This window comes from Brachybacterium muris (genome assembly GCF_016907455.1).
GTDB lineage: Bacteria > Actinomycetota > Actinomycetes > Actinomycetales > Dermabacteraceae > Brachybacterium > Brachybacterium muris.
In genome coordinates, this window is sequence record NZ_JAFBCB010000001.1 from 2,805,007 (window position 1) to 2,826,761 (window position 21,755).

The window sequence follows — 21,755 nt, forward strand, 5'->3', positions numbered from 1 at the left end:
GGGACGACCTGTCAAAATCCTGAGGCGTACGGTTTTCATCACATCCGGCTTCGGACAGGGCGTGAGCCGTTCCACGCCCGTGGCCCCGCTCCTTCGTAGAGTGGCCCCATGGCGACCTCTCCGGACCGGGCCGACGACGGCTCGTCCCCCTCCTTCTCCTCCTCCGGTGGCCCCGCTGCCGAATCGGGTTCATCTCGCCCCGACGACACCTTCGCGCCGGCGGGATTCACCGCAGCCGGGCATGCCACCGGCGACAGCGGTGCCGGCCCGCGCACCACCGACCGGCGCACGCTACGCAAGCAGGTCGCGTCGTTCGCCCTGTGGGACGGCGGGATGAGCGCGTTCAGCTCGGTGATCCTCACCTTCGTGTTCGCCACCTACGTGGCCAGTGCCGTGGCTGCCGAGGGTGCTGTCGGCGACGGGGCGATCAAGGCGGCGCAGGACCACGGCTCCCAGGTGCTCACCACCTGGCAGGCCGTCGGCGCCGTGGCCGTGGCACTGCTGGCACCGCTGCTGGGGAACCTCGCCGACTCCGGGGGTGGGCGCAACGCCCTGCTGCGCATCACCACCCTCGGGACCGTCGCCGTGATCGCCCTGATGCCGCTGGTGGCTCTGGACTCCGACTTCCTGACGCTGGGCGCGATCCTGATCGCCCTCGCGGTGGTGTTCAGCGAACTTGCCGGGGTGTTCGTGAACTCGGTGCTGCCGGAGATCTCCACCCCCGCCAACCGCGGCCGGGTCTCCGGCACCGCCTGGGCAGTGGGCTACTGGGGCTCCATCGTGTGCCTGGCCCTGGTGCTGGTGCTGTTCGTGATGCCGGGCACCGGGCTGCTGGGCATCACCGGGGACGACGGCTGGAACCTGCGGGCCATCCCGATCTTCGTGGCGATCTGGATCCTGGTGGGCACCCTGCCGCTGATGATCTGGGCGCCCCGCCACCGGGCCCGCACCCCGGGTGCGGGCTGGAACCCCGTGCAGGGGTACGTGAGCATCGTGAAGCACGTGCGCCGGGCCCTCCGCGAGGAGCCGGTGATGCTGATGTACCTGGTGGCCTCCGCCGTCTACCGCGACGGTCTGGGGGCGGTGTTCTCCATCGCCGGTGTGCTCGCCGCGAACGCCTACGGCTTCAGCACCGTCGAGGTGATCATCTTCGGCATCGCCGCGAACCTGGTGGCCGGCTTCGGGGTGTTCATCGGCGGCTGGATCGACGACAGGGTGGGCCCGCGCCCGGTGATCATCGGCGGCTGCGTGGGGATCATCGTGCTGGGCCTGGTGGTGCTGGTGTTCGGCTCCGCCGCGGTGTTCTGGGTGGCGGGCCTGGCGATCTGCCTGTTCGTGGGACCGGTGCAGTCCGCCTCGCGGAACCTGCTGACCCGCCTGTCACGCCCGGGCCGGGAGACGGAGAACTTCGGCCTGTACGCCACCACCGGGCGCGCCCTGGGCTTCCTGGGAACCGCGGCCTTCGCCCTGACCGTGTGGATCTCCGGCGACACCCGCACCGGGATCCTGGGGATCGTGCTGGTGATGGCGCTGGGCCTGGCGGCGTTCTTCCCGATCCCGCTGGGTGCGGCGGGCCGGGCCGTGAAGGCCGACGGGGCCCCGGCCAGCACAGGCTGACCCGGCGGCGCCAGTCCGTCGATCCGGCGCGCAGGGTGCCGGTCCGGCCTCAGGCGAGGTCGGCGGGATCGACCAGGAACCCTTCGAGGTCCACCACGTACCCGCCGACGGTCTCCACCAGCAGCCCGGCGATCAGGCCGATGCGCCGGTAGACGCCGGTCCAGCGCTCGGTGACCTCGGCGTCCGGTGACTCCAGGGCGTCCTCCGTCTCGTCTGCCGCGATGTGCACCAGTTCGTAGTCCACCGCGTCCTCCAGCCAGGCCAGCTGCTGCAGGGCCACGGGGCGAGCACTGCGACCCACCCGCAGGCTGATCTCGTCCCCGCCGTCGACGGGGATGGTGATGCTGTACCCGGTGGCGTCGGCCTCCTCGGGCACCTCGTCCAGCTCGGCCTCCGGCTCCAGCGGGGCCAGCAGCTGGGCGAGGGACTCGGGGGCCAGGGCGTGGGGGCTCACCACTGTCAGGTCCCGCACGTGGTACGGATGCGGCTCCAGGCGAACACCCGAGTCGGTGACCACAGCACCGTACAGCCGCCTACCCAGGGACCAGGTCAGGTCCAGGGCGGAGCGCTCGGTGCCGAAGGGCAGCCCCTCGGGGAACGCGCGGGCGTAGCCGTGGGAGTCACGAAGGCCCTCGGGCGCAGGGTCCTCCCGCACCCGTGCCACCTCCAGGTCCCAACGGCCGGCGCCGCGGGGACCGCGGTCGGGCACCAGGCGGGCATCCTGCCCCAGGTCGATGGTGCCGTCGTCATCGCGGACCGCCTGCGGGCGCACGTTGCGCACCATGGCGAACACGTCGGCGGGGTCGGTGTCCCGGGGCAGCTGGAGGCGGTGGGAGGTGGTCTCAGTGCTCATGCCTGCTCTGCCTCCACGGGGATCCGGGTGCGGTGGAAGTTCTGGGCCGATCGTGACGGGGTGGGGCCGCGCTGGCCCAGGTAGCGGTTGAGGTTGCCCTCGCTGCCGTAGGGACTCTGCGCCGCACTGGACAACTGGAAGAAGCACAGTTGGCCGATCTTCATCCCCGGCCACAGGGCCACCGGCAGGGTCGCCATGTTGGACAGCTCCAGGGTGATGTGCCCCTGGAAGCCCGGGTCGATGAACCCCGCGGTGGAGTGAGTGAGCAGGCCCAGCCTGCCTAGCGAGCTCTTGCCCTCGAGGCGGGCCGCCACGTCATCGGGAAGGGTGATCTGCTCGTAGGTGGAGGCCAGCACGAACTCGCCGGGGTGCAGCATGTACGCCTCGTCGGGATCCACGGCGATCTCTCGGGTGAGGTCGGCCTGCTCGGTCGCAGGGTCGATCATCGCGTACTTGTGGTTGTCGAACACCCGGAAGAAGCGGTCGATGCGCACGTCCACGGAGGCGGGCTGGACCATGGAGTCGTCGAATGGCTCGAGGCGAACACGATCGGCCTCGATCTGGGCCCGGATGTCACGATCACTCAGCAGCACGAGCCCAGCCTAGCGGCGGAAACCCGGGACGTCAGCGCGGCGTCCACACCGGGTACTCCCCCGCCCCTCCCACGTCGCCCACCAGGTGCGCTCCGAGGCATGGCGTCCCCGGGACCTCGGCTTTGGGGTTATGATGGACGGCGTTCGCGGGTGTAGTTCAATGGTAGAACTTCAGCTTCCCAAGCTGATAGCGCGGGTTCGATTCCCGTCACCCGCTCCCGGTCCCGAGCCGCGGCGTCGCCTGGTGGACGCCGCGGCTCCGGCTTTTCGCGGTGGATGTGAAGCGATTCCACTCATGTGCCACCGGGACCTTCGGGGTTCCGACACCGATATGTCACGGTGTAATAATGTGCCATGCCCAAGATCATCGGCGGTTCGCTCGAGGAGCACCGCGAACGCACGCGGGAGAAGATCTTCCAGGCGCTGGACGAGCTGCTGAAGGAGCAGACGTTCGAGCAGATCACCTTCTCCTCGATCGCCGGCGCGGCCGGGGTGGGCCGCACCGCGATGTACAACCACTTCCCCGACAAGGACACGCTCCTGGTCGAGTACGCGCTGCACGAGACCTCCGGGTACATCGCGCAGCTGCAGGCAGGCAGTCAGGCCGCCACTCCCCGCGAAGCGGCGCTGCAGTACGTGCGCACCCAGTTGGAGCTGACGGTCTCCTTCCACATGCCCCATTCGGTCAGCCGCAACCGGCTCACCGCGGAGACCGCCGCGCGGATGCGCGAGCACGTGGTGCTGATCGAGGACGTGCTGCGGCGCATCGTGCGCGCGGGGATCGACAGCGGGGACTTCGCCGCTGATCTGGACCTCGATGCGACGGTGCGCATCATCAACGGGCTGCTGATCGGCACCGCCCCGGGCCGCTTCGACCAGCAGGCCCTGGAGGCGTTCGTCCTGAGGGGGCTGGGCGCCGAGGTCTGAGCCTCAGCGCTCCTCAGTGCTCTTCAACGCTTGTCGGTGCTGTCGTCGTCCCAGTCCATCGCATCGAGGGTGTCCTCGCGCTGATCCTCCTCGCCGCGACGGGCGAACAGCGGGCGGGAGCTCTCCTCCAGCTCGTCCTCGAGGTCCACCTCGGGGGCGGTGGCCGAGGCGACCCAGCAGGTCCCGGCGATCACCAGTGCCACCACGGCCACGCCCCAGCGCAGGAACGGGCCGGAGCCGTCGATGACGATCCCCACCATGGACGACACCGCGACGGCGGAGACCAGGGTGCCGGTCAGCAGCAGCGCCGGGGCCACCGAGCCGATGCTGGAGCGCAGCACACCGGTGAGAACCGCACCGCCCAAGGCGCCGGAGTGTCCCCAGGAGCCCGGGCCTCCGTAGCGCCCGGCGGCGATCAGGTCAGCAGCGCCGTTCATCGCGGCCGCGGATCCGTGGGCCCACAGGCCCAGGCCCGCCGCGGCGAGCACCAGCCCGGCCACGAAGCCGGGCAGCGCGGAGACGCCGAACCCGAAACCGGCCACCACCGGAGCCAGGACGGCCAGCGCCAGCGGGGTGATGGCGGCGCGACGCAGACCGTAGGTGAGGTCGTCCAGCATCACACGGTCCCGGGAGGCGAGCATGCTGGCGCGGGTCTCCACCACAGCGGCGGCGCCGGCACGGCGCGAGGCATCCAGCAGGGACGCGGTGACCAGCAGCACCGTCACCACGCCCAGGCCGATGCCGGCCAGCAGCGGGAGCGCCTGCGGGGTGAGGGCGTGCAGGGCACGGTCCTCCCACACGGTGGCCGCGCGGGGTGCGGCCTGCACAGCGGCCACGATCGGGCCCAGCAGCGGCAGTGCCGCGAGGGCGGCCACCAGCAGCAGTGCCGTGCGGGGACCGGTGCCGGCGGAGGTCGCGGCCTCGCGCACGGCGGTCGAGGTGCCGCGGCGGTCCAGCAGGGCCGGGGCGGCGAGGGAGCCCGCGAATCCCAGGGTCACCACCAGGGCGCCGAGTCCGGCGTAGGCGACCAGCGCGAGGGCCAGGCCGGGGACGCCGGCACTGAGGACGCTGAGGGCGACCAGCACCAGCAGCACCAGGCCGAGGGCGAGGGCGGCGGTGAGGGCGGTGGAGCCCAGGGCCGCGGCGGTGCCGAGGGCTCCGCCGGTGCGGCTGGTGCGGGCCGCGCGCAGCACTGTGCCACTGCGGCGCTCCCCCGTGGTGTCCATCAGCAGCAGCGCAGCCAGTGCAGCAACGGCTCCCAGGGCGATCGCCCCGGCCACCACGGCGCTGGGCGAGACGGTGTGCAGGGTCAGCACGTCCAGGAAGGCCCCCGCGTCGCGGGAGTCGTCGGTGACCGAGACCCACTGGCCCATGTCGGTGACGGCCTGCTCGATCTGCGGCACCATCTGCTCGCGCGGCAGCGGCTCCGGGCCGGCGACGGCCGGGTCGGTGAAGCTGCCCATGCCCACGTGGCCGAAGCGCAGCGACTTGTACTGGGTGGGAAGCCACAGGGCTGCGGCGGCCACGGTGAGTGAGCCGCCCAGCACGGCGGGCATCAGGCCGTTCATGCGCAGGGAGCTGCGTTCGCGACCATCGGGCATGCGGTGCGGGATCACGGCGGCGGCCGCGGCGGTGAGCATCGCGGCCCCCAGGCCCAGCAGCACCACCAGGATGCCCTCGGCGGCGATCACCGGCACACCCAGGATCATCCCGGAGGCGGCCAGTGCCACGGTGAGGAGCACCAGGTCGGCCGCGCGGCCCCCACCGTGGCGCACGATGCGGGCGGTGAGCTGGTGCTCGGCGCCGAGGTTGTCCTCGGCGTCGGCCTCCAGGTCGTTCTCGTCGGTGCCCACCAGCACGGCCGAGGCCGCACCGGCGGTCTCCAGCGGTGCCGAGCACACGCGAACGGCCAGGGCGGAGATCGCCACACCCGCGGCAAGGGCGATCAGTGCGGTGCTCGCCTGCTCGCGCAGGAACCACACGGCGATGACCACCGGCAGCACACCGAGGGCGAGCGCCCCGGTGATGCTCAGAGCACCCAGGCGACCCACGAGGGCCTCACGTCGGCGGGGGCCGACCGACAGCGCGGCGACCTGCAGGGCCACCCCGCGCCAAGCGGCCAGCGGCCCCAGCAGCAGGCCGGCCAGCAGCAGGGCTGCGCGCAGGATGCGCTGGTCGGTGCTGCCGGGCACCAGGTACGCCAGTACCGCTACCGGGATCCCCACCCCGGCGGTGACCACACCGATGGTGGACAGCTGCGCGCCCAGGCGGCGGGCCAGGCCCGGGTCGGCGACCAGATCGGTCACCTCGTCACTGTCCTCGGACTCGGCTGGGACGACGCGTGAGGCGGATCGTGAGGAGCGCTTGCGGGGGGCGACGGCACGCTTGCCCTTCGGCTCGTCCTCGTCGAGATCGATGTCGAGGTCGTCGTCGAGATCGCCCTCCGTGGAGGCGGCTGTCGCGGGACGGTCGTCGCGGCGCAGGCGGCCGGGGACCACGGCCCCGGCGATCAGGGCGAGGATGGACAGCAACGCCAGGACCAGCAGGGTCACGGCGATGTCGTCCCCGAGGGGGTACTGGGTGATGAGGTCCACGTAGGCGCTTCCGTCCGGGGGTGGGGAGAGCGGCGCCGACCCCGCGCGGGGTCGGCGCAGCGGGTCAGGCGAGCAGGGAGAGGTCCAGGTGGTCAGGGCCGCCCTCGACCACGCGGATCGGGACCCCCCAGTCCTGCTGGTGCATGTGACAGGCGGGGAACTCGACGGTGGGGTCCGCGTCGCAGGAGGCGGCGCGGGCGTTGACGTGCAGCACTCCCTCGGTCATGGCGGGGTCCAGCTCGAGCACGCGCTCCAGCTCGGTGCCGGTACCGGCACCGTCGCGGATCATGCTCGCCGGGGAGGTGGTGATCGACACCTGCGTGGAGGGGCCCAGGGAGTCGTCGAGCTTGTGGCCCTCGGGCGGGGTGAACAGCACCCGCACCGTGAGCGGGCCGGGGCCCACCTCGGTGACGGGCCGTTCGGAGCGCTGGGCGCCCTCGTCGATCACGCGCTCGGCAGCCTTGGCCACCGGCACCCACGTGAGGCGGTGCGCGCCGGACTCCACGACGATCAGCTGGCCGATGCCGTCCACGGGCGGGCCGACGCGGGCGTCGGAGGGCTCGCGCAGGTCGGTGGCGACGGTGACGACGGTGGCGCTGTCGTCCTCGGCGCCGTGCTCGTCGATCAGGCGGATCGCTCCGTTGTAGGTGTCGGCCACGGCGATGCGGCCGTCGGGAAGGGCGGTCACGCCCAGTGGATGCTGCAGGCGGGCGGTGGCGGCTGCGCCGTCCACGTGGCCGTAGTCGAACAGCCCCTCACCCACCAGCGTGCTCACCCGCATCACACGCGGGTCCAGGATCCGCACGGCGGAGGTCTCCGAGTCGGCGATCACCAGGCGGCCATCGGGCAGTTCGTCGACACCGGAGGGCTGGGCCCACCAGGAGCCGACGACGGGACCGTCCACCAGACCCTCCTGGGTGGTGCCCGCGAGGACCGCGAGGCCCTGGACCACGGGGTCGAACATCCACATCTGATGGATGCCGGCCATGGTGATCACGGAGCGGTTCAGCACGGTGGACCAGGCCAGGTCCCAGGGGGTGGACAGGTCGAAGCTGCGGGGGTCGTCCTCGCCGCGGGGCAGGGGCCGGCCCTGCATCCACTGCTGGCCGGTGCCGGCCACGGTCATCACCTCAGTGGCGGTGCGGGCCCGCAGCAGGCGGTCCTGCCCCAGCTTCACGCCGCGCAGCAGGTGGTTAGCGGTATCGGCCACCAGCAGGTCGTAGCCGACCTCCTCAGCCACCTCCTCCGGCAGCTCCAGGACACCGTTGGGCTCCGCGAAGCGGGCCTGCTCGGCGTCACCGTCGACGTGCCCCCGGATGCCCTCACCGATCACCTCGTCCACGGTGACGCCGTCGGGGCGGAACACCACGATGCGGTGCTGGCCGGCGTCGGAGACCACCACGCGGCCATCGCGCAGGGAGGTCACCTTGGAGGGGTAGCGCAGGGTCTGCGGGGTGCGCTCGGTGAGCACGGTGGGGGCGGGGCCGCGACGCAGGGACCCGTCGGCCTCCCCCTCGGCGACGAGCCGCTCGATCAGCGCATCGAGGTTCGCGGCATGGCCCTCACCGGAGAGGTTCCCGGCGATGCGGCCATGGGTGTCCAGCACCATCAGGGTGGGCCAGGCGCGGGCGCCGTACTCGCTCCAGGTGCGCAGCTCGGGGTCGTCCAGCACGGGGTGGGACACCTCGTAGCGCTCGATGTTGTCGGCCAGCGCTTCCGGGTCCTTCTCGAACTCGAACTTCGGGGAGTGCACGCCGATGACCACCAGCTCCTGGGACCACTTCTCCTCCAGGGGCCGCAGCTCGTCCAGCACGTGCAGGCAGTTCACGCAGCAGAAGGTCCAGAAGTCCAGCAGCACGATCTTGCCGCGCAGGTCCTCCAGGTCCAGCTCGACGCCGCCGGTGTTGAGCCAGGCCCGTCCGCGCAGGGGCGAGCCGTGCGCGCGTGCGGACAGGGGCTGCGAAGGATCGGCCGGAGTGCTCATGGTGCCAGTGAACACCGCCGCGGCGCACAGATGCCAGTCAGCGTGATATCTGCCGGTCGGTACGCCACGTGCAGGGGGCTCACCAGGTGGCGATCCATTCCAGCAGGGCAGGGTCCTCCAGGGAGGTCAGGGCGAGGTCCGCCGGCGGTGCCGCCATGCCCGGGGCGGGGACAGCGATCAGCCGCAGCCCGGCATCGCGGGCGGCCCGCGCACCGGTGCCCGAGTCCTCGAAGGCCAGGGTGTGCTGCGGCGCCGCACCGAGGGCCTTCGCGGCCGCGGCATACATGTCGGGGGCGGGCTTGGGGTTCTCGACCGTGTCCGAGGCCTCCAGCACAGTGAAGTGCTCCCGCAGGCCACCGGTGGTGAGCTTGCCCTCCAGTGCTTCGAGCCAGGAGTTGGAGGCGCACCCCACCGGCACCTTCGCGGCCACGGCCCTCACCAGTGCCGCGGCACCGGGCATCGTCTCGATCCCAGCGGACAGCTCCTTGTCGAAGGCCTCGTGCAGGCGGGCCAGCACCTGGGGCTCGGCGGTGCCGGAGCGCTCGGCGATGATCCGGGCGGCGGTCTCGATGGTGGAGCCGTGGAGGTGCTCGTCGTCCTCGGCGGTGAGCTGGGCGTCCAGTTCCTCGACCACCACGTCCTGGGCGCGGTACCAGGAGGACTCGGTGTCCAGCAGCAGGCCGTCGCAGTCGAACACCACGGCCTGCGGGGTCCAGGTGCCGAACGCGGAGGTGAAGTCCTGCAGGGTGCGGGTCCCGGGGCTGCTGTCGTGCGGGGCGCTCATGCGGTGGGCTCCCATCGGGCAATCCATTCCTGGAGCACCGGGTCCTCCAGGGAGGCGATCCGGCGCGGGGCTCGGGGGTCCTGACCGGGCAGGGACGGCACCGCGATCAGCTGCAGCCCGGCGCCCAGGGCGGAGGCGGCACCGGTCTCGGAGTCCTCGAAGGCGAGGCAGTCGGCAGGGTCGGCCCCCAGCATCCGCGCTGCCTGCGCGTACATGTCCGGGGCGGGCTTGGGGTTCTCGACGTCCTCCACCGCCACCTGGGCGGTAACGAACTCCGCCAGGCCCAGGGCGTCGATCTTGAAGGCGAGCTCCTCGCGCGGGGAGTTGGAGGCGACTGCGACGGGCCGCACCGAGGCGATGGCCCTGACGGTCTCGTACGCGCCGGGCATGGGCACCATCTCCGTCTCCCGGCGGGATTCGCGGTGGGCGTGGAGCAGCTCGTCGGCGACGGCGTAGGGGTCCTTGCCGATCAGCTCGGCGATCGCCACGATCACCACGTCCGCAGCGCGCCCGGTGAGGGAGCGGCGGGTGACGGGGTCGAAGGCGGCGTCGTGCCGGGCCAGGTACTCGTCCTGCAGCGCCACCCAGGCGGCCTCGGTGTTCACCAGCAGCCCGTCGCAGTCGAACACCACGGCCGCGGGCGTCCAGGCGGGGGGCCAGGTGTCCAGCGGGGACGGGGCGAGGGCAGGCGGAGGGGAAGCGGGGTCGTTGCTCATGATGGGGCCAGCGTATCCAGGCACCCTGGACGACGTGAGGGACACCTCTCCCCTCCCTTGCCTCTCGTTCCTGCCCGACCTTCGCTCAGCTCGCGGCGGCCAGGCCCCGCTCCAGGTCCGCCAGGATGTCGTCGATGTGCTCGATGCCCACGCTGAGCCGCACGAAACCGGGCTCGATGCCGGCCGCGCGGTGCTCGGCCTCGCTGAGCTGGGAATGGGTGGTGGAGGCGGGGTGGATCACCAGGGAGCGCACGTCACCGATGTTGGCAACGTGGGAGTGCAGGGTCAGTGCATCCACGAAGCGCCTGCCGGCATCGATCCCGCCCGGGAGCACGAACCCCAGCACACTGCCGGCGCCGCGCGGCAGATACCTGTCGGCCAGCTCCTTGTAGGGGGAGGAATCCAGGGAGGCCCAGGTGACGGACTGGACGCGGTCGTCGGCCTCGAGGAACTCGGCGACCTTCCGGGCGTTCTCCAGGTGGCGGTCCATGCGCAGCGGCAGCGTCTCCAGGCCCTGGCCGATCAGGAAGGCGTTGAACGGGGAGATCGCCGGGCCGATGTCGCGCAGCAGATTGGTGCGGGCGCGGGTGGCGAACGGGGCGGGGACCTGGGCGAACACCAGGCCGTTGTAGGACTCGTCGGGCTCGGTGAACTGCGGGTACTTCTCCGCATGGGCGGTGAAGTCGAAGCTGCCGCCGTCCACGATCGCCCCGGCGATGGAGGTGCCGTGGCCGCCCAGGAACTTCGTGGCGGAGTGGACCACCACATCGGCACCGTGCTCGAGCGGCCGCAGCAGGTACGGGGTGGCGACGGTGTTGTCCACCACCAGCGGCACCCCCACCTCGTGGGCGACGGCGGCGACGGCCTCGATGTCGAGGATGTCGTGCTTGGGGTTGGGGATGGTCTCGGCGAAGAAGGCCCGGGTGGTCTCATCCGAGGCGGCCCGCCAGGACTCCGGGTCCGAGGGATCCTCCACCCACTGCGGGGTGATGCCCAGGCGCGACAGGGTGTGCTTGAACAGGTTGAAGCTTCCGCCGTAGAGGCTGGGCGAGAGCGCCACCGAGTCCCCCGCACCGGCCAGGTTCAGGATCGCGAGGGTGATCGCGCTCTGCCCGGAGGCCAGCAGCAGCCCGGCGGCGCCGCCCTCCAGTGCCGCGATGCGATCCTCGACAGCGCCCTGGGTGGGGTTGGTGATGCGGGTGTAGATGGGGCCGGCCTCGGCGAGCGCGAAGCGGTCCGCGGCGGACTCGGCGCTGGGGAACACGAAGCTGGTGGTCTGGTGGATCGGCAGGGCGCGCGAGCCGGCTGCGGCGTCGGGCTCCTGCCCGGCGTGGATGGCCAGGGTCTCGAACTTCAGGGCCTGCTCGGCCATGGGGATCCTCCTGGGGTGGGTGCGGTGCGCGACGGACCCAGGGCTCGACGGGTGGCGCTCCCGGATGGTCCGTGACGTCAGCGTGCCCCAGGCTGGCCCCGGGGCGGCAGGAACATGAACATGTGTGACGGCACCGGTCCCGGGTGTCACCGGGGGGCAGGCAGGGCTGCAGGGCTGGTTCACCACCCAGTTCCGTGCGGCCAGCTTCCACAATCTGGAACGTACTCGCACGTAACCGTCCCGCTCCCGGCGGCAGTGGCGGCAACGAGCCCAGTTGGCGGTGCTGGTCGCAAGCGCAGTTGGCGGTGCCTGCGGCGGCGCTCCTGATGCGGGGCCGGATCAGGGCAGGCGGCGGGACTCGATCGCGGAGCGGGTGCGCTCCAGGGCCGGTCGGCCCAGGTCCGGCAGGCGCTGCGCCACCGCCACCAGGATGCAGTCGATGACGGTGAGCTGGGCGATGCGCGAAGCGGTGGCGCCGGAGCGGAATGCGGACTCGGTGGCCGCGGTGACCAGCACGTGGTCGGCCCCGCGGGCAAGCGCCGATCCGGAGGCGTTGGTGAGGGCCACGGTGGTAGCCCCGGCCGCTGCCGCCACCTGCAGGGCATCGAGCACATCGGTGGTCTGGCCGGTGTGGGACAGGCCCACGGCCACGTCGCCCTCCCCCAGCAGTGCCGCAGCGGGAAGTCCCTCGTGCACGTCGCGGTACACCGCGCAGGACAGGCCGATGCGGGTGAGCTTCTGGGTCAGGTCCATCGCTGCCAGGCCGGAGGCGCCGGCGCCGAAGGCCGCGATGCGGCGGGCACCGGCGATCTGCTGGGCTACCTCTCCCAGCACTGCGATGTCCAGGGCACCGGCGGTGTCGCGCACTGCGCGGGCGTCGGCGAAGGCGATCTTGCCGACCACGGTCTCCAGGTCGTCGCCGGGGTCGATGTCGCTGTCGTAGGCGGTGTCGGAGGTGCGTTCGCGGTGGATCGCGGTCTCCTCCAGCAGGCTGAAGCGGAACTCCCGGTACCCGCTGTACCCGAGTTCGTTGGCCAGGCGCACCACGGTGGCCTCGGAGCAGCCGGCGGCCTTGGCGAGAGCCCCGATGGTCATGCCACCGGCGGCCTGCGGGTCCTTCAGGACGATCTCGGCGATCTGCCTCAGCTTGGGCTGCAGGTCGCCGAGCCGTCCGCGCAGGCGCACCGTGACCGGGCCGACGCCGTTCACCGGGCCTCGCCTTCCTGGAGGGCGGCGACGGCGGAGCGAATCCCGGCGGGGTCGCCGTGACGCGAGGGATCGGCGGGGAAACGGCCGACGGCCTCGCGGGCGGCGGCGACGTCGACCGGCCCATGGGCACTGCCGGTGCCCACCGCACCGGCTCCGGCCAGCAGCGCCACCAGGGCCACCCGCAGCTCACCGCCGGCTTCCTCCAGCACGTCGGCGGCGTGGTCGGCGTCGGCCCCGGTGGCCTGCACCAGCATCCGCACCGTGCGTGCCACCAGCTTGGCGTTGGTGGGGCGCACGTTGATCATCAGATTGGAGTAGGTGGTGCCCAGGCGCACCATGGTGGCGGTGGACAGCGCGTTCAGCGTGAGCTTCTGCGCGGTGGCGGCCTTCATGCGGGTGGAACCGGTGACCACCTCGGGGCCCACGTCCAGCAGGATCGCGAGCTCGGCGTCGGCCGCGAGCGGGGCGGCGGGGTTCGCGGCGATCAGGGCGGTGGGCAGGCTCCGGTCGCGGGCGGCCCGCAGGGCTCCTCCGACGAAGGGGGTGCGTCCGCTGGCGGCCAGTCCGATCACCACGTCGTGGTCCCCGCAGTGTTCGGCAACCAGGGCAGCGCCTGCCTCGGGATCGTCCTCGGCACCTTCGACGGCCTTCATCATGGCGCCGTCGCCACCGGCGAGGTGAGCGGTCACCATCTGAGGGGTGGCGTTGTAGGTGGGGACCAGCTCCACCGCGTCCAGCACCCCGAGCCGGCCGGAGGTGCCCGCGCCCACGTAGTGCACGGTGCCGCCGGCGTCGATCGCGCTCACGCACACCTCCACCAGACGGGCGATGTCGGCGCTGACGGCCTGCACGGCGGCGGCGACGGTGGCGTCCTCCGCGAGGATCACATCCACCAGTTCCGTGGCCGGGAGGGTGTCCAGGCCTTCGCTGCGGGGGTTGCGCTCCTCGGTCGGGGAGGCGAGGGAGACCAGGGACCGCCACTCAGAGCGGTCGGATGAGGTGGGGTGCTGGGTCATGGGGTCTCCTGCGTCATCGAGGGGAGAGGGGTGTGGGTCGGGGTGAACCGGAGGCGGTGCACGGGGCGGCCGGGGTGCTGCGCCGGCGGGAGTGCTCCGGCAGGGGTGAGGGAGCCGAGCACGGTGGGGGCGGTGGCACCGGTGACGGCGGTGCCGTCGGCCCGGGCCGACACGGCGGGGACCTGCTCGGCGCTGAGCCAGCCGATCAGTGCCATCAGTACCGCCTCCTTGGCGTCGGCGGGGATGCCGGCGCTCTCGGGGTCCAGTATTTCGGAGCCCTGGAGCAGAGTGTCGAGGCGCTGGCGCAGGACAGGGTTGTGGATGCCTCCGCCGGAGAGCACCACGCGCTGGGCACCGAGGTCCTGCACGGCGCGGGCGATGGTGAGGGCGGTCAGCTCGGTGAGTGTGGCGACAAGATCAGAGAGGTCGGGGAGGTCGGGTAAGCGGCGCCCCGTGGCCGGTGCGGGACCGTGCTGGGCGACGAGGCGGTCCACATAGGCGGCGTCGAAGTGCTCGCGGCCGGTGGAGCGCGGCATGGGGGCGGCGTAGAAGGGCTCGGCCAGCAGCAGGTCCAGCAGTTCCTGGTCCACGCGGCCGGCACGCGCCAGGTGCCCGTCGAGGTCGCAGGTCTGCTCGCCGTCGGTGCCACGCAGCACGGCGGCGTCGATCAGGGCATTGCCTGGGCCGATGTCCCCCGCGATCACGTCGCCCGCACCCACGCAGGACACGTTGGCGATGCCGCCGATGTTGATCACCGCGGTGGGCAGCTCCCCGAACACCAGCTGGTCCAGGACCGGCACCAGCGGGGCGCCATGGCCGCCGCGGGCCACGTCGGCCGAGCGCACGTCGAACAGCACCGGCAGCCCGGTGGCGGCGGCGATGCGGGAGGCGTCCCCGATCTGCAGGGTGCCGTGGGCGCGGCCGTCCTGCACCCAGTGGTAGAGGGTCTGTCCGTGGGTGCAGATCAGATCGGCGGGGCCTCCCACGGCGGGGCCCTCCACGCCGGTGGTGCCTGTGGGGCCTGCTGCGTCGCTCAGGGCGGCGCGGGCGGCATTGGCGAAGGCGTCGCCCACCTGCGCGTGCAGGCGGCACCAGGTGCCCACATCGCTCGTGGCCGGGGGCAGCACCGCCAGCAGGTCCCTGCGCAGCTGTGCAGGCCAGGGATGCTCGCCGTGGTGGAGGATCCGCCCCTGCACGGTGGCGGGGTCGTCCTGGTCGCGTGAGAGCTCGATCAGTGCCACGTCGATCGCGTCCAGGCTGGTGCCGGACATCATCCCCAGGACCCTCACCGCGACGGCCTCCCCTGGTAGTGACCGTTCGACGAGGTGCGGCCCAGCAGCAGTGCGGCGGCCGCCGCCATGGAGGCGCGGCCCGCGCCGTGGGCCAGTACGTACCGCGAGTGCGGGGTCGCGGCGTCGGGCACGCCGGTGTGGACCACGATCGCGTCGGGCCTCAGTCGCAGCAGCTCGACCAGCTGCTGCTGCTCCTCAGGATCGGCACGCGGCAGGCGGGTGAGGATCAGGGCGGAGGCGTCAGGGCGGGTGATGTCGGCCGGGTAGTGGATCTCCTGAGCGTCGATGCCCTGCTCGGCGAGCACCCCTGCCAGCAGGCTCCGACGGGTGCCGGAGGCATGGTCGCGGCGCCGACGGGCATCGGCGATCATCACGGGGCCGCCGGTGAGGACGCCCTCGGCGTTCCGTCCCCGCACGGCGCGGGTGGCGGCCTCGGCCCCCACCCGGCCCAGGGCCTCCATCGACTCGGGCAGCTGCGGGACGGGCAGGCCCCGCCGGCGGTCGCGAAGCCAGCCGCGGCGCTGCCGCACCTCGGCGGCTCGCTGGGCCAGCACCTGGCGCGGGAGGCGCCCGGAGTCCACGGCGGCGAGCAGGGCGTCGTGGGCCTCGCGCAGCATCTCGGCGTCGTCACGGCGAATCGAGGTGCCCAGGCACAGCAGGTGGGCACCGGCCTCGACGGCCCGCACCGCTGCCTCGCCGTACCCGTAGGTGTCGGCCACGGCGGCCATGTCCAGGGCGTCGGTGATCAGCAGGCCGTGGAAGCCTCCCTCACCGCACAGCTCGTCCAGCACCTCGCGGGCCCAGGAGGCGATGCTGGCCGGCCCCTCCCCCAGGGCGGGGACCAGCAGGTGGGCGGTCATCACCGCGTCCATCCAGGGGGCCAGGTGCCAGGGCTCGAGGTGCTCGCGCTCGAACTGCTCCCGCCCGAGGGTGATGGTGGGCAGCGCCGTGTGGGAGTCCACGTGGGTGGCGCCGTGGCCGGGGAAGTGCTTGCCGCACACGCCCACCCCCGCGTCACGGATCCCGCCGGCCATGGCGCGGGCATGGCGGGTCACCAGGCCCGGCTCGTCCCCGTAGGCGCGGGTGCCGATCACGGGGTTGGCGGGGTCGGTGGACACGTCCAGCACCGGGGCCAGGTCCAGGTCCACGTCACAGGCGGCCAGCACGTCGCCGAGCGCCCGGCCCACGCGGCGGGTCAGGCCCACGTCGTCGATCTCGCCGAGGGCCCAGGCGGTGGGCAGGGAGGAACCCGTGGAGTCCTGCAGGCGGGTCACGTCCCCGCCCTCCTCGTCCACCGCCACCAGCACATCGGGCTCGATGGCGTGCAGGTCACGGGACAGGCGCGCGCAGGTGGCGGCGTCCGGGGTGTTGTGGCCGAACAGGATCACACCGCCCAGGCCCGCCCGCAGAGGCCCCTCGAGGAACGTGGGGACCTCGGTTCCGGTGAAAGGGGCCAGCAGCACGCCGAGGGCGTCAGGATCCCAGCCGGCGTCGTCCATGCCGGACCCGTCGCCGTTCTCGCCGTCGGCCCCCGTGCTCATCCCTTCACCGCTCCCGAGGTGAGGCCGGAGGCGAGGTTGCGCTGCACCAGCACGAAGAAGATCACCACGGGCATCGCGATGATGGTCGAGGCGGCCATGATCGATCCCCAGTCGGCGGTGTTCTGGGTGAAGAAGGCGCGCAGCCCCACGCCCACGGTGTACTTCGAGGAGTCCTGCATGAAGGTGAGGGCGAAGATGAACTCGTTCCACGCGGCGATGAAGGAGAACACCGAGGTGGCCACCAGTCCCGGCGCCACCAGGGGCAGCAGCACGGACCAGAGCATGCGGAACCAGTTCGCGCCGTCGATGTAGGCGGCCTCCTCCAGTTCCTTGGGCACGGCCGCGACGAAGCCGCGCAGGTTCCAGATCGCGAACGGCAGCGAGAACGCCAGGTACACGATCACCAGGCCCAGCAGGGAGTTCAGCATCTGCAGGTTGCGGGCCTGGAGGAACAGCGGGATCACCAGTGCCTCCAGCGGCACCATCTGCACCATCAGCACCATCACCAGCACCACGGTGCGCAGCCGGAAGCGGAACCGGGCCACGGCCACGGCGGCCAGCAGCGCCAGGATGCCGCTGGCCAGCACGGTGCCCAGTGCCACGATCAGGGATATCCGCACATAGCGCAGGAAGTTGGCGTCCACCAGCACGTAGCGGAAGTGCTCGAGGGTGAACCCACCCGGCAGCAGGGAGGCGCCGCGGGACATGGGGTTGGGGTCCACCGCGGTGGAGAGCATCCAGTAGAAGGGGAACAGGGAGCCGAACAGCACCAGGGCGATGCCGAGGGCCTGCAGCACGCCGATGCGGTTGCGGCGGGCGCTGCGGGGCCGACGGGACCGGCCGCGCCGTCCCGAGGAGGCCGGCCGGGTATCGGCATCGGCCCCGGGCACGTCGACGGCCATCGGGGCGGATGCGGCGGCGGGGGACGCTGGGGTGCTCACAGTTCGTCCTCCTTCATCAGGAAGCGCAGGTACACCACGGTGATCGCCAGCAGCAGCAGGGTCAGCAGCACCGCGATGGTCGAGCCCATGCCGTACTCGCCCTGGGAGAAGGACTCGGTGTAGGACCACACGCCCAGGTTCATCACGTCGCGGTTGGTGCCGTCACCACCGGGCATCAGGTAGATCTGCGTGAACACCTTGAAGTCCCAGATCGTCGACAGGATGATGCACACCGCGAAGATGGGTCGCAGGGCCGGCACGGTGATGCTGGTGAAGCGGCGCACGGCACCGGCGCCGTCCATCTCGGCCGCCTCGTACAGCTCCTTGGGCACGGTCATCAGGCCCGCCAGCACGGTCACCGCGATGAACGGGAAGCCGTGGTAGACCACGTTGATGGTGGCGATCGCGTAGAAGGAGAGCCGGTCGGCGAACCAGTTGACCGAACCGGGCTCGAACAGCCCCAGCTCCCCCAGCAGGTTCGCCACCAGTCCCGCACGCGGGTCGAACAGCCACACGAACACGTACGTGTTGGTCAGCGCCGGCACCGCCCACGCCACCATGATCGCGGTGGTGCACAGGCTGCGCCACACCGGGGTGAGGGTGTTCAGGAACAGGGCCACCGCCGTCCCCACGACCATCGTGAGCACCACGCACACCACCGCGAAGCCGACGGTGTTGGGCAGCACGGTGCCCCACAGGAACGGATCGGTGAGCACCTGGACGTAGTTGTCGAACCCGATGTAGTTCGACTCGCCACGGATCAGGTTGCGCAGCTCGAAGTCCTGCAGCGACAGGTTCAGCACCCGGGCCAGGGGCCACAGCAGCAGCACCGCGAGCACCACCAGCGCGGGGGCCAGCAGCAGCCACGGTGCACCTGCGCGTCGGATCCGACGGCCGCGGGGGATGGTCCGGGAGGGCCCCGTCACCGGGGCCCGTCCCGTGGTGGCGGTGGAGGTCATGACTGGAAGATCTGGTCCATCTCCTCGGCGGCGGTGTCGGCCGCCTGCTGCGCGTCGGTGCCGCCGAGCACATTGGTGAGCAGGGTGGGCAGGGTCTTCTTGCCCTCGATCTTGCCCCAGGCGGGGGTGACCGGCACCGAGGTGCCGCCCTCGCTCATCTGCTGGGCGAACACCTGGGTGAGCTCGTTGCCGGAGGCCACGACCTCGTCCAGTGCCGCCTGCTCACCGGGGAAGAAGTTGGTCTCGGTGGCCCAGCGGGTGGCGAACTCGCCGGTGGCCATCAGCTTGATCAGCTCGAAGGCCAGCTCGGGCTCCTCGGAGTCCTCGAAGCGGCACAGGTGGGAGCCGCCCAGGAAGGACTTCGCCACGGCGCCGTCCTTGGCGGGGATGGTGTAGGCCACCAGCTTCTCGAACATCTCCGGGGAGTCCTGCTCGATGGTGGCGGGCACCCAGGAGCCGGTGATGAACATGGCCACGTCACCCTGCAGGAAGGCGGCCAGGGAGTCGGTCTCCTTCCAGGTGGAGGCGGCGGCGGTGGAGGCGTCGTGCTTCAGGGCCAGGTCGGTGTACCAGGTCAGGCCCTCCACGGACTCGGGGGAGTTGATGGTGGCCTTCCACTGCTCGCCCTCCTGGGTGGCGATGTCGCCGCCGGCGCCCCAGACGAAGGGGAGCATGGAGAACAGGCTGGCACCGGCCACCGGGAAGGGGATGGTGTCGGGGTTCTGCTCCTTGATCGTGGTGATCATGGTGAGCAGGTCCTCCCAGGACTGGGGCTGCGCGGCCACGCCCGCGGCCTCGAGCATCTCCTTGTTGGCGAGGATGGAGCGCACTCCGGCGTACCAGGGCATGCCGTAGGTCATGCCGTCCAGGGAGCCGGACTCCACCAGGCCCTGCACCAGGCCGTCACCGAGGCCTGCTTCCTCGATCTCGGCGGTGAGGTCCGAGAGGCCGCCGGCGTCGGCGAACTCGGGGGTCCAGGTGGTGCCCACCTCGGCCACGTCCGGGCCGGTGCCGCCGCTCATGGCGGTCACGAACTTGTCGTGGGCGCCGTCCCAGGGCTGGACCTGCACGTCGAGGGTGGCGCCGGTCTTCTCGGTGAAGGCGGTCTTCAGCGCCTCGACGTACTCGTCGGTCTTGGCGTTGGTGCCCTGCATGATCCACAGGGTGACGGTCTTGTCGGCGTTGGCCTCGGTGTCGGTCGGGTCGGTGTCACCACCGCCGGAACCACCGGATCCACCGGAGCCGCAGGCGGCCAGGGTGAGGGCGGCGCTGCCGGCGGCACCGGCTGCGAGTACACGTCGTCGTGCGATCATGAGAACTCCTTTGAGGCCCGCGGGTTCCCGCGGGGATCCTGGGGGGATCGAAGAAACTTTGACACCCTATGGTGTGACACCGAAGTTAACACGATCGGAGCCGGCATGGGACGCCCTGAGGAACGCCCACTCGATACGACTCGCGCCCTGCTGGCGGCCGACATCGGCGGCACCAGCAGCCGCATCGAGGTGCGCACGCCCAAGGGGCAGTTGCTCGGTGCCGCCACCGGCCCCGGCTGCAACCTGCGCTCCAGCGGCCCGGACGCCTTCACCTCCCTGGCCGCGACCATGCGCGAGGCGCTCGGGGCCGTCCCGGGCAAGGACGTGGCCCATGCGGTGCTGGCCTTCTCCGGCGCGGGCCCGGCCCAGCACCAGCAGGTCCAGCGCGCCACCCACGAGGCCGCCGCACCCCTGGGGATCGACGGCTCCCGCATCACCGTGACCGACGACCACCTGGTGGCGTTCCTGGCAGGCGGCGTGGGGGATGACGGGATCCTGCTGCTGGCCGGCACCGGCGCGGTGACCGTCTCCTACCGGGACCGCCGGCCGATCCAGCGGCGCGACGGGATGGGCTGGCTGCTGGGCGACGTCGGCTCGGCGGTATGGCTGGGCCGGCGCACCGTGCAGGCGGTCGCGGCCGACCTCGACCACCGCGGCCCCCGCACCCGCCTCACCGAGCTGGTGGGCGACATGCTGGACCTGGACCTGCGCGACGGGCTGCTGCCCCCCTCCCCCACCGGTGACACCCGGCAGGACCTGATCCGTGCCCTGGACTCCCTGGTCCCGGCGGGCTCCCCCGCGGGGCTGGGCCGCTTCGCGCCACTGCCCGGCACCGTGCTGGAGGACCCGGTAGCCCGCGACATCCTGGACACCGCCATCCGCCACTTCTGCGCCACCGTGCGAGAGCTGGACCCCTCCCTGGAGCTGCCGGTGGTGCTGGCAGGGTCGGTGCTGGCCACCCCCGGCCCGATCCGGGAGGAGGTGACGTGCGGCTTCGAGGCAGAGGGGCGCGAGCACCGCACGGTGGCCTCGGGGCTGCCCGGGGCGATAATCCTGGCCCGCGAGATGGCCGAGGACGACACGGCCCTCGGCGACATGGCCGGGGACGACATAGCAGAGGGCGGTACAGCCACGGGAGTCGGGGCATGAGCAGCGCGGCGCCTCCACCCCCGTCGTCCCGCCGCCAAGCGATCCAGGGCGGGAGGGCGCGGCCCACTCGTCCCGCCCGCAGCAGGCGCCGGAATCGCACCTGGCGCGAGCACCTGCAGAGCGAGAACCTCCGCATGCTGCTGTCACTGCCCATGGGCGTGGTCACCGGTACTGCGCTGATCCTGCTGTTTCCGCAGACGAACTACCTGCTCCGCGAGCAGCAGGACGATCAGCTCTTCTCACTGCTGCTGCTGGTGATCGTGTTCCTCATCTCCTACAGCGCCGCGTTCACCGTGCTCACCTTCCTGGCGCTGCATGACCAGCCGCGCGCGCGGCTGATCGCCCTGGCCCGACTGGGGCACGTGCGCCGCCACGTAGCGGTGTACAGGTACCTCATCGGCCGCTCCGGGCCGATCGGCGAGGTCATCCAGCTCATGGGCACCGCGGTGGTGGCTATCGTGCTACTGGCCCTGCGGCCACCCGAGTTCGCCGTCGCCCTGCTGCTGGCCATCACGGCCGCGGCCCTGGTGTGCGCCTGGGCGAGCACGGTGATGACCTTCGCGCTGGAGTACGCGGCGCAGGATGCCCGCGGCGACGCCTTCTCCTTCCCGGCCACGCCCCCGTCGGAGCGCCTGCTGGAGGAGTACCTGTACGCGGCGGTGGTGATCCAGGCGGCGCCGGGGCCGTCCGGCGTGGAGCCGATCTCCCGGGGTGCGCGGCGCCTGGTGCGCAACCACGTGATCATCGCCCACACCACCAGCACCATCATCATCACCCTCGCGGTGTCGGTGGTGATCACGGCGCTCACCTAGGATGATCGTGTCCGCCCGCCGCTGGGCGAGGCGCCGGAGCCCGCTCCGCGCGCCCGCCTGATGCCCGATCCGGAAGGCCCCTC

Annotated in this window: 18 protein-coding genes and 1 tRNA gene; 5 read left to right on the forward strand and 14 right to left on the reverse strand. The window is 71.9% G+C overall.

The window, feature by feature from the left end:
* The first annotated feature begins 108 nt into the window (after positions 1–108).
* Complete coding sequence (locus tag JOD52_RS13130; RefSeq protein WP_204410435.1) at positions 109–1,617, forward strand: MFS transporter; 1,509 nt, start codon at positions 109–111, stop codon at positions 1,615–1,617.
* Between the two features lie 49 nt (positions 1,618–1,666).
* On the opposite strand, the gene JOD52_RS13135 is transcribed toward JOD52_RS13130, so the two are convergent.
* On the reverse strand, positions 1,667–2,470 hold the full coding sequence (locus JOD52_RS13135) for a hypothetical protein (RefSeq protein ID WP_204410437.1): 804 nt from the start codon (positions 2,468–2,470) through the stop codon (positions 1,667–1,669).
* Positions 2,467–3,063 (reverse strand): dCTP deaminase, encoded by a 597-nt coding sequence (gene dcd / locus JOD52_RS13140; RefSeq protein ID WP_204410439.1) that lies wholly within the window; start codon positions 3,061–3,063, stop codon positions 2,467–2,469. The genes JOD52_RS13135 and dcd overlap by 4 nt, the downstream gene beginning before the upstream one ends.
* A 146-nt stretch (positions 3,064–3,209) precedes the next feature.
* Between dcd and JOD52_RS13145 the strand changes: the two genes are divergently transcribed.
* Positions 3,210–3,280: transfer RNA gene (locus JOD52_RS13145), tRNA-Gly, on the forward strand.
* Between the two features lie 137 nt (positions 3,281–3,417).
* The gene (locus tag JOD52_RS13150; protein ID WP_204410441.1) at positions 3,418–3,990 is read left to right on the forward strand and encodes a TetR/AcrR family transcriptional regulator; all 573 of its coding nucleotides are present in this window, start codon (positions 3,418–3,420) and stop codon (positions 3,988–3,990) included.
* Positions 3,991–4,013: 23 nt separating this feature from the next.
* Here the strand turns inward: JOD52_RS13150 and JOD52_RS13155 are convergent, their stop codons facing one another.
* The 12 genes from JOD52_RS13155 to JOD52_RS13210 all read right to left on the reverse strand — a co-directional run bounded on the left by JOD52_RS13155 (position 4,014) and on the right by JOD52_RS13210 (position 19,711).
* Positions 4,014–6,584, reverse strand: coding sequence for a sodium/proton-translocating pyrophosphatase (locus tag JOD52_RS13155; protein WP_204410442.1), 2,571 nt, complete (start codon positions 6,582–6,584; stop codon positions 4,014–4,016).
* A gap of 64 nt (positions 6,585–6,648) precedes the next feature.
* Positions 6,649–8,568: a thioredoxin-like domain-containing protein gene (locus tag JOD52_RS13160; RefSeq protein WP_204410444.1), complete on the reverse strand. Its 1,920-nt coding sequence runs from the start codon at positions 8,566–8,568 to the stop codon at positions 6,649–6,651.
* Positions 8,569–8,647: 79 nt separating this feature from the next.
* Entirely contained in the window at positions 8,648–9,352 is a 705-nt protein-coding gene (locus tag JOD52_RS13165; RefSeq protein WP_204410446.1) for an HAD family hydrolase, read from the reverse strand.
* Positions 9,349–10,068: an HAD family hydrolase gene (locus tag JOD52_RS13170; protein ID WP_239551901.1), complete on the reverse strand. Its 720-nt coding sequence runs from the start codon at positions 10,066–10,068 to the stop codon at positions 9,349–9,351. The genes JOD52_RS13165 and JOD52_RS13170 overlap by 4 nt, the downstream gene beginning before the upstream one ends.
* 85 nt (positions 10,069–10,153) lie before the next feature.
* Positions 10,154–11,440 (reverse strand): O-acetylhomoserine aminocarboxypropyltransferase/cysteine synthase family protein, encoded by a 1,287-nt coding sequence (locus JOD52_RS13175; RefSeq protein ID WP_204410448.1) that lies wholly within the window; start codon positions 11,438–11,440, stop codon positions 10,154–10,156.
* A 339-nt stretch (positions 11,441–11,779) separates the two neighbouring features.
* Positions 11,780–12,649, reverse strand: a complete 870-nt coding sequence (locus tag JOD52_RS13180) for an SIS domain-containing protein (RefSeq protein ID WP_204410449.1) — start codon at positions 12,647–12,649, stop codon at positions 11,780–11,782.
* Positions 12,646–13,665 carry an N-acetylmuramic acid 6-phosphate etherase gene (locus JOD52_RS13185; RefSeq protein WP_204410451.1) on the reverse strand — a complete coding sequence of 340 codons (1,020 nt, stop codon included), beginning with the start codon at positions 13,663–13,665 and terminating at the stop codon, positions 12,646–12,648. The genes JOD52_RS13180 and JOD52_RS13185 overlap by 4 nt, the downstream gene beginning before the upstream one ends.
* The gene (locus tag JOD52_RS13190; protein ID WP_259849862.1) at positions 13,662–14,939 is read right to left on the reverse strand and encodes an anhydro-N-acetylmuramic acid kinase; all 1,278 of its coding nucleotides are present in this window, start codon (positions 14,937–14,939) and stop codon (positions 13,662–13,664) included. The genes JOD52_RS13185 and JOD52_RS13190 overlap by 4 nt, the downstream gene beginning before the upstream one ends.
* 11 nt (positions 14,940–14,950) lie before the next feature.
* Complete coding sequence (locus tag JOD52_RS13195; RefSeq protein WP_204410454.1) at positions 14,951–16,498, reverse strand: glycoside hydrolase family 3 N-terminal domain-containing protein; 1,548 nt, start codon at positions 16,496–16,498, stop codon at positions 14,951–14,953.
* Positions 16,495–17,439: an ABC transporter permease subunit gene (locus tag JOD52_RS13200; protein WP_259849865.1), complete on the reverse strand. Its 945-nt coding sequence runs from the start codon at positions 17,437–17,439 to the stop codon at positions 16,495–16,497. The genes JOD52_RS13195 and JOD52_RS13200 overlap by 4 nt, the downstream gene beginning before the upstream one ends.
* Complete coding sequence (locus JOD52_RS13205; protein ID WP_204410456.1) at positions 17,436–18,398, reverse strand: carbohydrate ABC transporter permease; 963 nt, start codon at positions 18,396–18,398, stop codon at positions 17,436–17,438. The genes JOD52_RS13200 and JOD52_RS13205 overlap by 4 nt, the downstream gene beginning before the upstream one ends.
* The gene (locus tag JOD52_RS13210) at positions 18,395–19,711 is read right to left on the reverse strand and encodes a sugar ABC transporter substrate-binding protein (RefSeq protein WP_204410458.1); all 1,317 of its coding nucleotides are present in this window, start codon (positions 19,709–19,711) and stop codon (positions 18,395–18,397) included. Before JOD52_RS13210 ends, JOD52_RS13205 begins: the two co-directional genes overlap by 4 nt.
* Before the next feature lie 105 nt (positions 19,712–19,816).
* Here JOD52_RS13210 and JOD52_RS13215 point away from each other — a divergent pair, with 105 nt between their 5' ends.
* Together JOD52_RS13215 and JOD52_RS13220 are read left to right on the forward strand one after the other, a co-directional pair.
* Entirely contained in the window at positions 19,817–20,860 is a 1,044-nt protein-coding gene (locus tag JOD52_RS13215) for an N-acetylglucosamine kinase (RefSeq protein WP_204410460.1), read from the forward strand.
* A gap of 134 nt (positions 20,861–20,994) precedes the next feature.
* Positions 20,995–21,672 carry a DUF1345 domain-containing protein gene (locus JOD52_RS13220; protein WP_204410462.1) on the forward strand — a complete coding sequence of 226 codons (678 nt, stop codon included), beginning with the start codon at positions 20,995–20,997 and terminating at the stop codon, positions 21,670–21,672.
* Positions 21,673–21,755 lie beyond the last annotated feature (83 nt).